We start from the raw sequence: 14534 nt of genomic DNA, 5'->3' as shown, positions 1-14534 counted from the left end.
CTTACGTCGACAGCGGCGGGCGGGTCGGCGCAGCTCAGCTTCTGGGACGGGTCCGACACCGCCACTACTCCTCCCCTACTCCGCAGCCTCCCGCACCTCGAAGGCGTCGAGGACGAACTCGGCCTTCCCGTCCGCCCCGGTCTTGCGCAGCCCCACCCACGTCTCGCCGCCCTCGGGGGCGGTGAATTCGTACGCGTACGTCGTCGGCGCGGTCGCCACCGGCAGCGGCACCCGGGTCAGCTCGCGGTCGTCGACGCCGGTCACCCACGCGTACTGCTCCGCCTTCTCGTTCTCGTACCGGAAGGCGACCCGGTAGCGGCGGCCGGCGACGAAGCGGACGGTGTGCTGCACGGTCCGGTACACCAGCCCCTGGTTCTCGCCGCGGGACTTGAGGGATTCGGTGCCGTCGACGACGTCGTCGATGATCTTGCCGTTCCAGCCGCGCTGGGTGTACGGCGCGTGACGCTGCGCGATGTGGGTGCGGGGGTCGGTCGCGCCGCCGGCGTCGCCCTTGACGAAGACGCCCCACCCCTGGGGCACGTGCTCGAAGTCCTCGTGGGCCACGACACCGGGCCGCGAAGAGGCGGTGGTGGCGGCGACGACGCGGACGTTGTCGAAGCGGACGCGGGCCCCGCCGGCGCCGGCGCGCAGGGTGAGGGTGACGGGGCCGCCGCCTTCGGGGACGGTGAAGCGGGTGAACATCCGTTGGAAGCGGGTGCCGTGCTTGCGGTCGGCGGCGACGTAGTTGGTCGCGGTGGAGACGTCCGTCCAGTTCGCGGCGGTGACGCCGTCGGCGGTGCGGACCTCCAGGCTCGCCCGACGGCGCTGGCCGGCCCGCTCCCCCACCTCGACCTGGACGGACGCGGCGTACGTACCGGGCGCGAGGCGGGTCAGCCGTTGGGCGACCGCCGCGGCGGGCCCGGGCGGCACGTTCAGTTCGCGGTCGCCGAACGCGGTGACGACGACGGCCGCGGCGCCGGTGACGGCCCAGGCGTCCAGGGTGCCGGAGTGGAAGCCGGGGTCCTTCAGCGCGGTGCCCTGGCCGTAGCGCGGCGCGCGCGGCGCGGGCACCCGGGTGCGGTGGACGACGTACGGCTGTCCCGGCTCGGCATCGATCGCGATCTCTCCCCCGCCCCGCACCTTCAGGTCCCGCACGTGCACCCGGCCCTGGTCGGTGAGGCGGTACAGCGCCGGGCGGCTGCGGCCGACCCAGCCGCGCGGCAGTCGCCAGTTCGTCGTCCCGCCGGCCGGGTTGTAGTGGTACAGCTTCGCCGGGTCGGTGGCGTCGCGCGGCTCCCACGGCAGCAGATAGGTGCCGTCGTCGTAGACGGTGCGGCCGTCGGTGACGATCCGGCGGGTGCCGTCGGCGTCGGACACGGCCGTGGCCTCGGGGCCGAAGAAGGTGATCTCGTGGTCCGTCCACCGCTTGATCGGGCGGGCCTGGAGGTACTTCGCGGGCAGCGACTCGGTCCAGATCTGCCGGTGGAAGACGGTCCAGTCGATCTTGCCGACCCAGCCTTCGTAGTTCCCGGTGCGCGGGATGCCGAGCAGGGTGGGCCACTTGTCGGCGAAGACGTCCTTCTGGTGGTTGCGGATGAAGCGGATCAGCTTCGAGTTGATGCCGCGGGAGGTGTCGGGGCCGTAGTCGGTCTCGGTCGCCCAGTGGGCCCACAGCGCGGAGCGCTCCAGGCCGTGGCCCCACTCGGTGGTGATCAGCCAGCCCTGGTCGCGCAGGGCGCGCTGCAGCCGGTCCGAGGTCCAGCCGGACTCCCGGAAGACGTCGATGTAGAGCATGTTCAGCGCGGGGTCGGTCTCGGCGCGCAGATCGGCGAAGCGGCGCACGACGTCGCCGGAGGTCAGGTCGCGGCGCTGGTCGATCCGGTAGGACTGGTCGAGCCAGTCCCATTGCTCGTTCCTCTTGTCGACGAGGGTTTCGGAGAAGGCGTTGGCGACGGGGTACGACTCGGTGACGTTGACGTGGACGCCGAAGTCGCTGCCCCAGGTGCGGCCTTCGCGCACCAGCGCGTTGAGGTCGGCGAGCCCGCCGGCGCGCTTGTTGTGGTTGCCCGCGTAGTCGGGGTGCGCGGAGTCGTGGCCTTCGGACTGGTAGCCCTTGAGCAGGGTGTACTGCCGCAGTCCGTCGGTCGCCAGCGAGATCCGCTTGACCTCGTCGAGGGTGGCGAGGAAGGGGTTGGTGGCCTGGGAGGCGAAGTTGAAGGGGATGTGCGGGACGACCCTGAGGTGCTGTTCGTCGGCGCCGAGGGGTTCGACCATGACGTCCCGGAAGGCGATCGCCGCGTCCTGCCAGTCGACGACGCCGTCGCCGTTGCGGTCGCGGGTGACGATGACCGTGGCGTACGGGAGGGGTTCGACCTCGTCGACGTCGGCACCGGCCGCGCGGTGCGTCCACTGGCCGGGGCCGAGGCGGGCGGTGCGGTGCCCGTCGCGTTCCACGGTCTGCCGCCACAGCCGGCCGTTCTCCCAGGTCGTGCCGGCGGCGGAGGTCGGCTTGTCGTAGACGGCGTTGGTCTCGACGGCGGCGCCGAGCCGGTCGTGGGCGACGACGGCGTACGCGCAGCCGGTCGGCGCCGGCTCGGCCGGGGTGTCGGGGGTCAGCGTGACGAGGGTGTCGCCGCTGCCTGCCTTGTCGAGGTGGATGCGCGCGGCGTACAGCACGGCGCCGGGCTGGTCGCTGCGGACGGCGAGCAGCGGGTGCGCCTGGAGCGTGCCCACGCGCAGGTCGGGGGTGTCGGCGAGGCGCGTCACGCGCCAGTGGACCCGCCAGCCGTCGACCCGTATCTCCACGTCGATCTCGGTCGGCCCGAAGGCGAGGGTGTACGCGATCCGGTCGGCGCGCGCCCGGGCGGTGACGGAGCCGGGGGTGCGGGCCACGGAGTCGATCGTGAGAGAGGCGACGGTCTCGTCCAGGCCGTGCAGGACGGCGCCGGTGCCGCGGTCCGCGTACGACACGATCCGCGGGAAGCGGCTGTCGACGACCACCTCCAGCTCGCGCGAGCGCAGCACGGTGGTGGGGGCGGTGGTGCGGGCGTACGGGGCGGCCTGGGCGCTGCCGGGGGCGGCGGTGACGAGCCCGGTGGCGCCGGCGGCGGCGAGTGCGGCCGACGCGACGACGGTACGGCGCCGGGGGCGCCCCGCGTCCGAGCCCGTTTCGGCGGTGGGGTCGTGGTGCACGCGGGGTTCTCCTCGTACTCGTCGTACTCGTGGTCCTCGTCGGGCGGTCAAACGCCTGGGACGTGCCGAACTTTCAAGTCCTTCAAGTCTTTCAAGTGGCGCTGTACGCACGGGGCCTGCGGGGCCTGCGGGGCCTGCGGGGCTTGTGCGCCTTGTACGGCTTGTGCGCCTTGTACGGCTTGTGCGGCTTGCGGCGAGGGGCAGGCGCATGGACCCGAAGTCCACGCGCCTGCCCGCAGGGGATTCGCGTCGCCGCTAAGAAGCTGCTGCTCCTACTGGTGCCGCGGGGCTACAGGCTCGCCGCGGCCGACTTGATCTGGGCGGCGAAGTTGGACACCTCGGTGTACACGCCCGGGTAGTTGGGGCGGGCGCAGCCCTGACCCCAGCTCACTATGCCGACCTGGATCCAGGCGTTGGCGTTGTCCCGGCGGAACATGGGGCCGCCGGAGTCGCCCTGGCAGGTGTCGACGCCGCCCTGCGGCAGCCCGGCGCAGATCTCCTCGTTGTTGACCAGGCCCGGGTACGCCTGCCGGCACGTGGCGTCGGAGACGAACGGCACCGTGGCCTTCAGCAGGTACCGCTGCTGCGCGCCGCCCTCGCGGGCCGCGCCCCAGCCGGCGACGGTGAAGTTGCCGCTGTTGTACTCCGCGGTCTCCGCGATCTTCAGCGTCGGCAGGTTGATCGGCTGGGCGAGCTTGATCAGCGCCCAGTCCTTGCCGGTGCCGTTGTAGCCGGGGGCCTGGAGGACCTTGGTCGAGCGGACCTTGATGGCGCTGCTGCTCTGGAGGTCCACGACACCGGCGGTGGCGGTGATGCTGGTGTTGTTGCCGGAGCCGCTGACGCAGTGCGCGGCGGTCAGCACGATCTGCTGGGTCAGCAGGGAGCCGCCGCAGCCCATCGAGAGCCGGACCATGAAGGGGAACTCGCCCTGCGCGGCGCGGGTGCCGCCGACGACCGGCGGCGGGGCGGCGAAGGCGGCCGTGGGCTGGAGGCTGACGGCGGCGAGCACGACGGCGCCGGCTGCGGCGACTCTCTTGAACATGGTGAGGAGCTTCAAGGCTCTGCCCTTCGTGGGGGGTCGGTGTGTGACTGACGTGCTCATGCCAGATGAAGGGTGCATCTGTCATGGGCCCGACAAGACGTGATCCGGATTATGGAGAGTGCGCGACGTACGCCACAAGGCGCGGTTTTCGGCCATGCCCCGGAGGTGCGCCGGGTCCGGGGAGCGGCTCGACGTGCCGACGGACGCCGTCCCCGTACAGTGGATTGCGGGCCGACCGTCGTACAGGGGGTACGGAACGTGGTGGCGAACGACAGGGGGACCGCCGGGCGCGGAAGCGCCGCCGCAGCGGCCGAAACCATCGGCACGACCAGGGGCGCAGGTACGCCCGGAGCCATGAGCACGGCCGGGACGACGAGTACGGCCGACGTCACGGGTACGGCCGAAACCATCGGTAGAGCCCGCACCATGGACACGGCCGAGACCGCGAGCACCGCCGGTACGAAGAGCGCTGCCGGAACCAAGAGTGCCGCCGGACCCACGGGCGCGACCGCCGCGACCACCACGAGCACCACAAGCACCGCGACCACCGCGACCACCGCCAGTACGGCGACCACCGCCAAGGTCGCCGGCACCGCCGGCGCCGTCGCGCACGGCTTCCCGCACCTCGACACCGTCCGCGCCGCCATCACCGCCCTGCACCGCACGCTCGCGCCCGACGCCCTCCAGGCGTACGCCCTGAGCGTCCTCCCCGCCGACGTCGCGTTCTCCGACGTCGACGACCTTCACCTGGGCGCCCAGCGGGTCGCCCGCGCACTCGTGCGCCACCTGCGCCTGCCCGACGCCCGGATGATCGTGAGCTTCTGCCCCATGGACCACGCGGCCAGCGTGGAACTGACGGAGGGCCCGGAGTACTTCATCGAGCTGAACGACCGCTTCCGCACCCACCGCAGGGACATCGGCGCGGCCCTCGCCCACGAGGTCACCCACGTCCTGCTGCACCGGCTCGGCCTCTCCTTCCCCGACACCGGCGCCAACGAGATCCTCACCGACACCGTGACCACCTACCTCGGCGCCGGCTGGCTGCTGCTGGACGCCTTCCGCGAGGACGCCCTCACCAGCCAGAAGCTCGGCTACCTCACCCCGGAGGAGTTCGGCTACGTCCTCGCGAAGCGCGCCCTGGCCTTCGACGAGGACCCGTCGCCGTGGTTCACCTCGCCGCAGGGCTACACCGCGTACCGCAAGGGCCGCGCGCACGCGCTGCGCGACGCCCAGCAGCCGCCGTTGACGACGGCGGGGTGGACCGGCCGCCACCGCTACGCCAAGGACCGCCGCCACGCGCGCGAGTCCCCCGAGGGCCCGCGGCCGGCGTACGCCACCAGCGGCGGCACGAGCACGGTCCCCGGCAGCAACTCAAACACCGGCAGTGGCCGTGGCGGCGGTGGCGCGGGGTACGCCTTCGAGCACGGCCCCGACGGTCTGCGGGTCTCCTTCCCCTGCCCCACCTGCCACCAGCGCATCCGGGTCCCCGTCCGCGGCCGGGTGCGGGCCCGCTGCGGACTTTGCCGGACGATTCTCGAATGCGACACGTGAACGATCTTCCGTACGCTCGGGCGATGCGAGGTAATGCGGATTTGGGACCGGAGGCGCTGTTCGCGGCCGTTCACGAAGGTGACGCCGACGGGGTGGTGCGTGCGCTGCGGGCCGGCGTGCCGGCCGACGCGACCGACGAAGAGGGACAGACCGCGCTGTACGTGGCCGCCCTCCACAACGACCTCGGCGCGGTACGCCTGTTGCTGGCGGCCGGCGCCGATCCTGAGCGCCCCAGCGGCGACGACGGCGGCGACCTCCCGCTGTGCGGCGCGGCCGTCGGCGGCCACGCGCAAGTCGTCCGGGCGCTGTTGGCCGCCGGCGCCCGCCCCGACACCGCCGAGTCGATGGGCTTCCGCGCGCTGACCTGGGCGGTCCAGCAGGGTTACGCGACGACCGCACGGGTCCTGCTGGAGGCCGGCGCGGACCCCGACCTGCCGGGCCCGAACGGCGAGCCCCCGTTGGTGGTGGCCGCGCGCAGGGGCTCGCCCCGGACCGTACGCGCCCTGCTCGACCACGGCGCCGCGGCCCAGCGGGCGAACCTCTCCACGGCCCTCGCGGAGGCCCGGCCGTGGCTGGAACGCGACGTGGCGCAGGAGGTGCGCAACGCGCTCCTCGACACCTGGGACGAGGTGTCCGGGACGGTCACCCGACGCATCTCCGAGGAGGGCGGGGTCACCGTCGTCGTCGAGGTGCTGCGGGACGGGCGCGTGATCGGCGGTCGCGAGTCGCAGACCGGGCACCCGGCGGTCGTGACGCTGTTGGAGTCCGCCCTCGGGATCCGTACGCCCTACGCGCAGTTGGCCGACCGGGCGCTGCGCTGCGGCGGCCGTGCCCGGGACAACTGGACGGAGCAGGTGTCGGCGCTGTGGGCGCGCGGCGACGAGGAGACGTTCCAGGCGGCGCAGGCGTGGTGCGCGAGCACCGATCCGCTGCGGCGGGCCTTCGGCGCGGACGTACTGGCCCGGCTGGGCGGTCCGGACGGCGCGCTGTCGGGGCGCGCGGTGGAGGTGTTGCGTGCGGTGGCGCAGGAGGCGCGTGAGCCCGTACTGATCGAGGCGGCGGTGGCGGCGCTGGGCGAACGGGCCGACGCGGCGGCGCTCCCGGAGCTCCTGCGGCACGCGGCCCACCCGTCCCCCGCCGTCCGCAGCCAGGTCGCCCGGGCCCTCGCCGTCGTCCCCGTCGACCACGACGAGGGGATCGCCGCGCTGGTGGGCCTGAGCGCGGACGCGGACGGCGGCGTACGGGACGGGGCCACGAAGGCGCTCGCGCAGTTGCCGGCGGACACCCCGGAGGTGCGCGAGGCCCTGGCCGCCCGGCTCGACGACCCGGACCCGGCGACGGCGGCGCGGGCCGCGGGCGGGCTGGCTCACCGTCAGGATCCGCGCGCCGTGCCGGCGTTGGTACGGCTGCTCTCGGACGGCACCCCGGACGGTGCGGCGTACGAAGCGGCGCGCGCGGCGGCGGACGCCGTCACGGACGAGACGGCGCGCCGCCGCCTGGACTCGACGGCGCCGCGCTGCCGTTAGCTCCGCAGGCGGTTCCTTCAGCGCAGGCGCACCCCGCCCGGGTAGCGGCGCTCGATCGCCTCCACCAGCCGGTCGAAGAGCGTGGGCCCGTCCCCGGCCTCGGCGTGCGCCAACTCTTCACGGATCACGGGGTGGTTGGAGGGATGGGCCCGGCGCAGCTTCTGTTCCAGGTAGCGGGCGGTCTCCTGGTGCCCCAGGGCGGCGCGGGAACGCTCGTGGTCCCGCCACTCGAAGACGACGTCGTCGTCACCATCGGGGGTGCCGTAGCCGCCGCTGAGGCAGTCGGCGAAGGCGTCGAAGTTGCTGCCGAAGTATCCGCCGGGCCCGTTGACGGCCTCGCCGACCGCCCGCCAGAAGTCGGGCAGGCCGGCGATGGTCGAGCCGTCGATCACGTACGTCGTCGTCATGGTCCCTGTTTACAGCCGCGGCTGACGGTCGTGGCTAGCAGCCGTGGTCGACCAGGTCGAACGACGCGTAGTGGTCCCGGGTGTAGTAGTCCTCCTGGTGCTGCTCCCCGGTGACGATGCGCCGGGTCCCGCGGTTGCTCGCGCCCGGCGTCTTGACGGTGTACTCGTGGTAGTACGCGCTGGGCTGCTGCGGCAACAGCCCCTCCCGGTTCTGGAACACCCCTCCGTCCTGCGGGTACGGGAAGGGCCCGTCGGACTCGATGAGCCGAAGGGTGGTGTGGGCTTCGGGCGGCAGGGCGGAGTAGCAGATCTCGCCGAATCCGGCGATGGACGTGGACGCGGACGTGGGGGTGGCGGTCGCGGTGGTGACGAGGAGTGCGGCGGCGATGGCCGCGCCGAGGGTTGCGATGCGGTGGGGGATGCGCATGGGCCCATGATGGCCCCGGTGGGCATGCACGCATCAACCCCATGTCCGGTGTGTTCGCCGGACGTTCACCCGACGGGCGCACACGGGACGTCCCGGACCCGCTCGAACAGCCGCACCGGGATCACGCGTGGGCTCGCACCCGGTGTCGCTTCGCGTAGGACCAGGTCACCGCGGTCATCAGGGCCGGAATCGCGAACAGCGGGGCGAAGGCCAAGGCCCACACGGTCTGCGCGGCACCGCTCGCGAAGTCCGTCTGGCTCTCGACGGTGAAGGCGACCACGACCTGCCACAGCGCCCCCACGACCAGGACGGCGGAGGCGGTCCAGGCCAGCCGGGCGAGGGTCGAGGGCCGTAGCGGCTGCCACCGTTCGCTGACCAGCAGCAGGGGGAACAGGGCGGCCAGCTCGCTGATGACGGCCAATCCCACGACGTACGCGATGCCCCACCCCGGGATGTCGAAGACGTCACGCAGGACCTGATCGCTGTACCCGACGTAGACGCCCGAGGCCATGGCGAGGCGCCACAGTCCGGAGGGGACGGCGCACAGGGCGATGGCGTGGGCGGCGCGGCGCGCCCAGGGGGGCGCGGGGGCCGTAACGGAGCAAGCAGCGGGGGGTGCTGTCGTCATGGCACCCATGCTGGCCGTGGACCCGCCGGCTCCACGTCGCCCACGGGAAGGGCGCGCACCTGGCCCGGCTCCGCCTCTGGGCGAGTCAAACGTCCTCCGTGAGACTGACTCCCCGGCCCAGCAGCTAACCGACCGTCCCCGCGCCGGCGGGTTGATCGGTTCGCCCGCTTGCTGTTTGGCTGGCCGGCATGACCGAACTCTGCCCCTCCGCCGCTTGGCCACCCGCCCCCATCACGACGGAACGGCTGGTGCTCCGCGAGTCGGAGGCGCGGGACCGTGCGGCGTTCGTCGGCCTGTTCTCCTCCCCCGAGGTGAACGCCTACCTCGGCGGCCCGCAGCCGCGCGAAGCGCTGGAGCGCGACATGCCCGCGGTGCCGGGCCGCCGCCCCGGCCTGTTCGTGGTCGACCTCGACGGAGCGATGATCGGCCAGGTCCTCCTCACCCGCGACTCGGGCCACCTCCCCCAGGCGGAGGGCCGGGTCGAACTGGGCTATCTGTTCCTGCCGTCGGCGTGGGGCCGTGGCTACGCCACGGAGGCGTGTGAGGCGGCCCTCGCCTGGTTCGCCACGACGCTCCCGGGCGAGCCGGTGGTCCTGGCGACACAGACGGCGAACGCCGCGTCGATGCGGCTCGCGTCGAGGCTGGGCTTCGAGGAGGAACAGCGCTTCGTGGCGTACGAAGCGGAACAGTCCTTCGCCCTCCGCCCGCCACCACGAGCGCCGGGCCGCGGCAAGGACGACAAGGGTTTCAGAGCGGGCTCACGGCGCGCCAAGGGGACGTAGCCGAGTGACGCCGCCGGCGTTTACCGCCAGCTCACTTCCGTCAGCACTGAGCGCAATGGATCTGATGGAATCGAAGCCGAACCACAATTCGTCGAGCTTCGCGCAGTCTTCGAAACCACCTACGGCGACAGCATCTTCATCCGTGACCGCAGCCACACGCGCACCATTTCCGCTAATTCGCCAATAATCAGCAGGCCCCTCACCCCCGCCACGCACGCATGACTTCCGCTCCTTGGTTTTCGTGTCCAATCGAATCAGCTCTTCACGATCCGTTAACTGAACATGAAGCTCGTAACGGCGATCATTCCCGATAGCTGCCGGAAAATCCCGATCTCGAAACTCCTTGGGCGAGCTCCATTTCCCTTCTCGCCATCGAAACAGACGTTCACGCACTCGCTCTTCTCTGCTAAATTCATCCCGCCGATATGCTTCGCGAACCAAGATCCCCTCCGCAAGGAGATCGAATCCCGTGAAACCTCGCTCGCGGCCGTCACGCCAGATGGTTTCATCCGAAACCTTCACATCACCCCTGACCTTGTGCCCGGTTCTCGTGTTCCACCACGCCATCTCTCCGCGCCTACTGACCGTAATGAGCGTGTTGGGCTTTGTATCGTAGGCCATGAGCACAACTTCACCCGTTTTCATGAAGCCGGGCCGGAAATCATCAGCGGCATTTTCGCGTACAGCAAGCGCACCGACCAGAAGGAGAACGGCGGCAGCGACCGCCTGGATCGTACGGCGGTCGGTCCGGGCGGCAGCGGGGAGCGCCCTGTCCTGAGCCAACGCCCGACCGGCAAGCCGCTCCTGCAGACGGATGTGCCGGAACTGGTACGCACCCGCCGACTGCCGCAGCAATTGCCGGTCCCGCGCATCCGAAAGGAAACGCATGAAAGTCCAGGGCAGCCTTCCCTGGACTGCGAGGATCAGGCGGAGCAGGAGAAACCTCGGCCACGCCCTAACAAGCAGGACAAGCAATGCGAAAACCACTGCGGGTAGCACCCCGGTCATGGCGACGGCAGTTTTTGAACTGTATACGGTGTTGGTGCGGAATGTCTCGGCGATGAAAGCAGCACCCGAGGGAGCAACAGGGCCGTACGTGAGTTCGGAAAAGACGATGTACGCGACTGCCCAGCAGAGGATGGCCAGCGGTGTGACGACGACTCCGAGAATCGTTCCGGATACCAGGGCCCCGATCAGTGACGATGCGCGGTCCTGACGCAGGAGGCCCGAAGGGCTAGCCTCTTTGGAATGTTCCGGCGATGCATCGAGCCAGGCGTGGACGGCCAGGGCCAGGCTGATCGCGAGGGCGATCCCGCACCCTCCCGCCGACACGATGACGTACAGGCCGAAATCCATCTCGGTCCGCTCGCCCAGGATCATGAAGACGACGACTCCCGCGGCGCAGACGGGGACGACCAGGATGGCCCCCAGACGCAGACCTGAAGCGAATCCCTTTCCCAGCCGTCCCAGGGACCCTTGCCGCCTCAGAGACAGCCTTCCGGGCGAATCTCCCGGTGTCGCGTACCAGACGATCACAGCCAGAACCGCGCAGCCGAGGCCGGTCATGATCGAAACCATGGGGTCGTCCCGGCTCTGGGACTCCTCATCCATGAAGGACATTCCGCCGATCATGGTGAACATCACGAGCAGGCCGACGCCGATTCCCAGGGCCAAGCCGGTGAGCCGGGACAACAGGCGTCGGCTCATCTTCCACCAGACGAGGTCGCGTTCGCGGTGCTCTTCGAGGTAGGTCGCCAGATACGTCAGGTACGCCTCGGCCTGTTTCGCGCGCTGGCGCCAGTCATCCGCGTTCCCCTGCCCGCCGCTGCCCGGCGCCGGGGCGTACGCAGCGGTGACGACGTGGTCGAGGAGGTGGTCCTCCACCGCGTGCGTGCTGTCGAACTCCAGGAGTTCACTCGGGTCGCGGTCGCAGTTGCTGTACACGGTGCGGGTCAGGGTGAGGGTCAACGGGGTGGACAGGGCGACCGACGTCGAGCTGTCGGGGAGCGCCCGCAGATGCTCGTACACCGGCTCCCATTCGACGCCGGCGGGCCAGCTGATGTCGCTCAGGTACGCCACGGCGTCCGCGACCGAAACCGGCGCCACCTCCACCACCGGTGCGCGCCTCAGGACGGGCGAGCCCCTCTCGATGACGTCCTGGTACTCGGCCGAGCGGCAGGTCAGTACGACCCCGGTACCGTCACCACAGGAACCGTTGATCGCTTCTACGGCCTTGCGACGCCATGTCTCGGGCATCTCGTCCAGGCCGTCCAGGATCAGTAACAGGCGCTGGCCCCGCAGCAGCAGCCTGGGAATGTCGGTCCGCCCGCCGTAGTAGGCGGTGCCCAGGGTGCGCTCGATCCAGTCGTTGAGCGATTCGTTCACGGGGACCCAGTCGGACAGCGTGAGCAGCACGGGTACCGGCGTTCCCGGTTCGCGTTCGGCCAGCAGCCCCAGAGTCAGCATGGTGGCCAGTACCGTCTTGCCCGCACCGGGTTCGCCCAGGATCACGAGTCGGCCTGAGGGCACGCGGCGGTAGCCCTGGGCCAGTTGCCGGGCGGCTTGGTCGAAGTTGCCTTCCAGCCGGCCGTTCAGCGACAGCCGGAGCACCGGGGTGTCGATGGTGCCTCCGTGCGTCTCCTCGGGCCGCGCAGCCACCGGTCGGCTGGTGGCGGACCAGGACAGCGGGATCACGCGCGGAAGGCGCAGACTGCGGGCGGTGACCTCTTCCTCCCATTGCCTGCGCACCGACGCCTCCAGGTCGTCCGCGAGCTGCGCCACGTCGGCCGGCGGAGGGAGCGGCGGGAAGAGCTGAGCCGCGGCCACTGCCAGAGAGGCCAGGGCCACGAACAGTCCCGCCCAGGCGACGAGTTGCTCGGCTCCCAACTTCTCCTTGGATCCCAGCAACACCCAGCCGAGTGCCGCCGACACCAGCGCGCACAGCACTAAGAGGCCCAGTCGCACCCACCGTCGCTGCTGGTGCTGGGAGAGTCGAGTCATCGCCACAGGATGCCGGAGCCGAATCCCGCATGGACGCGAGACGGCTTTATGCACACCAACGGTGAGCAAGATCCGGCCAGTGCGCCCACCGCGCAGCAGGCGTCGCCGCGCGCGCGTCCCCGCGCGTCACCGCCCGTACGAGCACACCGCGTCGGGATCCCGCGTCACCGCGATCACGTCGTCGAGCCGGTCCCGTACGGCGAGCAGGTCCGTGATCCGCTCGTCGACGCGGACGCGCTCGGCCTCAAGTTGGTCCAGCAGCTTGGGGGCCGGCTCGCCCGAGTCCACGCACGGCAGCACCTGGCGGACCACCCTGCTCGGTAGCCCTGCCGCGTACAGCTGCTGGATCAGGCGAACCCGGCTGACCGCGCTGTCGGGGTAGTGCCGCTGACCGCCGGGGCTGCGGCGCGCGTGGAGCAGGTCCTGCTCCTCGTAGTAGCGCAGCGCCCGGACGCTCACTCCCGCCTTCTCGGCGACCTCTCCGATGCGCACGGGTCCTCCTTCGCCCGGGCGGCCGGCCGCCCGACTTGCACCTCACGTTGGCGTCAGGTTTTAGCGTAGTGGTCGTCGGCACCCGCCGAGCATTCGCCTTCACTGACCTGCGGAAAGGTAGTACGTCATGCGCGCAGCCCGCTATCACGAGTACGGCGGCGTGGAGAACCTGGTGGTCGAGCCGGCGCCCGATCCGCATCCGGGATCCGGCGAGATCCGCATCCGCGTGGCGGCGGCCAGCGTCAACCCCGTCGACTGGAAGGTGCGTTCCGGCGCGGTGCGCGACGTGCTCCCCGTGGACCTGCCCGCGATCCCCGGGCGGGACGCCGTCGGCGTGGTCGACGAGCTCGGCGCGGGCGTGCAGGGCGTACGCATCGGCGACCGCGTCTTCGGCCTGGGCGGCGTCACCGGCGCGACGGCGGAGCTGGCCGTCCTCTCGGCCTGGGCCCCCGCGCCCGCCACCTGGACCGACGAAGAGGCCGCCGGCGCCGGCCTGGCGTCCGTGACCGCGCTGGGCGGCCTGAACGCACTCGGCCCGCTGGCGGGCCGCACCCTCCTGGTCGAGGGCGCCGCGGGCGGTGTGGGCAGTGCGGCGGTCGAGTTCGCGGCGGCCCGCGGCGCAACGGTGATCGGCACGGCGAGCGAGCGCAACCACGCCTTCCTCGCCTCCCTCGGAGCCGTCCCGACGACGTACGGCCCCGGCCTCGCGGCCCGCGTCGCGACGCTGGCGCCGGGCGGCGTCGACGTCGCACTCGACACCGCGGCGTCCGGCTCCCTCCCCGATCTCGTCGCGATCGTCGGCAACGCCGCACGCGTCTCGACGATCGCGGACTACGCGAACGCCCACCGCTTCGGTGTGCGCCTGGTGAATGCGTCGAACGACTCCGCACTGCTGGCGGAAGCGGCCGAGCTGGGCGACCGGGGCGCCTACCGCCCCCGCGTCGAACGGGTCTACCCACTTGAACAAACCGCCCAGGCCCACACCCACGCCGAACGCGGCCGTACGCGAGGCAAGCTGATCATCTCGCTCTGACCTGCGCCGCTACACGCCCCTGCACGTGTCGGGACGGCTGCGGTGGGGACCTTCAGCACCACACGGCTAGGTTCTGTCCGGCGGATCATGACGTCGTAGGCTCCAGCGCATGCACAGCACGCTGACCGAGCACGCCCGGTGCCTCTACGGAGATGAGTACCGTTTGACACCGGCATGCGGTCGAGATCACCACGAGCACAACTTCATCGAAGAGCTGACCTTCGCTGATGCGGATGCGATTCTCTCGATGCTGCGGGAGCTCTGCCCGAACGTGGTCGACGGCCAGCTCCCGGTGCGGATTCGCAACCTCGCCTACCGGCTCGTGCTGCTGCAGAAGCCGGACCAGCCAGCGCTTCTGCGGGAGGCCGCGCAGAACCTTTGGCTACACGGTCCGGAATGGGACGACATCGCGACGGAACTCACGCAGCAAGCCGAAGAGCTCGAAGCCCGCTGA

The 14534-nt window shown here is 71.2% G+C and carries 12 protein-coding genes; 5 read left to right on the top strand and 7 right to left on the bottom strand.

The features are described 5' to 3' along the window. Positions 1 to 75 precede the first annotated feature (75 nt). Together ABZ842_RS30065 and ABZ842_RS30060 are read right to left on the bottom strand one after the other, a co-directional pair. Positions 76 to 3192, bottom strand: a complete 3117-nt coding sequence (locus ABZ842_RS30065; protein WP_361543616.1) for an endo-alpha-N-acetylgalactosaminidase family protein — start codon at positions 3190 to 3192, stop codon at positions 76 to 78. Between the two features lie 289 nt (positions 3193 to 3481). Further along, positions 3482 to 4234: a serine protease gene (locus tag ABZ842_RS30060; protein ID WP_361543613.1), complete on the bottom strand. Its 753-nt coding sequence runs from the start codon at positions 4232 to 4234 to the stop codon at positions 3482 to 3484. Positions 4235 to 4588: 354 nt separating this feature from the next. On the opposite strand from ABZ842_RS30060, the gene ABZ842_RS30055 reads away from it, so the two are divergent. Then, positions 4589 to 5785, top strand: a complete 1197-nt coding sequence (locus tag ABZ842_RS30055) for a hypothetical protein (RefSeq protein ID WP_361543610.1) — start codon at positions 4589 to 4591, stop codon at positions 5783 to 5785. 23 nt (positions 5786 to 5808) lie between these two features. Next, positions 5809 to 7311, top strand: a complete 1503-nt coding sequence (locus ABZ842_RS30050; protein WP_361543607.1) for an ankyrin repeat domain-containing protein — start codon at positions 5809 to 5811, stop codon at positions 7309 to 7311. Positions 7312 to 7328: 17 nt separating this feature from the next. On the opposite strand, the gene ABZ842_RS30045 is transcribed toward ABZ842_RS30050, so the two are convergent. The 3 genes from ABZ842_RS30045 to ABZ842_RS30035 all read right to left on the bottom strand — a co-directional run bounded on the left by ABZ842_RS30045 (position 7329) and on the right by ABZ842_RS30035 (position 8773). Further along, a complete protein-coding gene (locus ABZ842_RS30045) occupies positions 7329 to 7718 on the bottom strand; it encodes a barstar family protein (RefSeq protein WP_361543604.1) in 390 nt (129 codons plus the stop codon). Between the two features lie 34 nt (positions 7719 to 7752). Then, complete coding sequence (locus ABZ842_RS30040; protein WP_361543601.1) at positions 7753 to 8145, bottom strand: ribonuclease domain-containing protein; 393 nt, start codon at positions 8143 to 8145, stop codon at positions 7753 to 7755. 121 nt (positions 8146 to 8266) lie between these two features. Next, the gene (locus tag ABZ842_RS30035; RefSeq protein WP_361543598.1) at positions 8267 to 8773 is read right to left on the bottom strand and encodes a hypothetical protein; all 507 of its coding nucleotides are present in this window, start codon (positions 8771 to 8773) and stop codon (positions 8267 to 8269) included. 188 nt (positions 8774 to 8961) lie between these two features. Between ABZ842_RS30035 and ABZ842_RS30030 the strand changes: the two genes are divergently transcribed. Continuing rightward, the gene (locus ABZ842_RS30030; protein ID WP_361543595.1) at positions 8962 to 9555 is read left to right on the top strand and encodes a GNAT family N-acetyltransferase; all 594 of its coding nucleotides are present in this window, start codon (positions 8962 to 8964) and stop codon (positions 9553 to 9555) included. Here the strand turns inward: ABZ842_RS30030 and ABZ842_RS30025 are convergent. Both ABZ842_RS30025 and ABZ842_RS30020 read right to left on the bottom strand, forming a co-directional pair. Further along, complete coding sequence (locus tag ABZ842_RS30025) at positions 9532 to 12555, bottom strand: NACHT domain-containing protein (protein WP_361543592.1); 3024 nt, start codon at positions 12553 to 12555, stop codon at positions 9532 to 9534. The two genes, ABZ842_RS30030 and ABZ842_RS30025, sit on opposite strands and share 24 nt — an antisense overlap. 126 nt (positions 12556 to 12681) lie before the next feature. Then, positions 12682 to 13047, bottom strand: coding sequence for a MerR family transcriptional regulator (locus ABZ842_RS30020; RefSeq protein ID WP_361543589.1), 366 nt, complete (start codon positions 13045 to 13047; stop codon positions 12682 to 12684). Positions 13048 to 13174: 127 nt separating this feature from the next. On the opposite strand from ABZ842_RS30020, the gene ABZ842_RS30015 reads away from it, so the two are divergent. Next, the gene (locus ABZ842_RS30015) at positions 13175 to 14080 is read left to right on the top strand and encodes an NADP-dependent oxidoreductase (RefSeq protein ID WP_361543586.1); all 906 of its coding nucleotides are present in this window, start codon (positions 13175 to 13177) and stop codon (positions 14078 to 14080) included. Positions 14081 to 14189: 109 nt separating this feature from the next. Beyond that, positions 14190 to 14534: a hypothetical protein gene (locus ABZ842_RS30010; RefSeq protein WP_361543583.1), complete on the top strand. Its 345-nt coding sequence runs from the start codon at positions 14190 to 14192 to the stop codon at positions 14532 to 14534.

The organism is Streptomyces sp. NPDC047315 (genome assembly GCF_040643215.1).
Taxonomy (GTDB): domain Bacteria; phylum Actinomycetota; class Actinomycetes; order Streptomycetales; family Streptomycetaceae; genus Streptomyces.
Note: the sequence above shows the minus strand (reverse complement) of the source record. Positions and strands in the feature narration are given on the sequence as shown.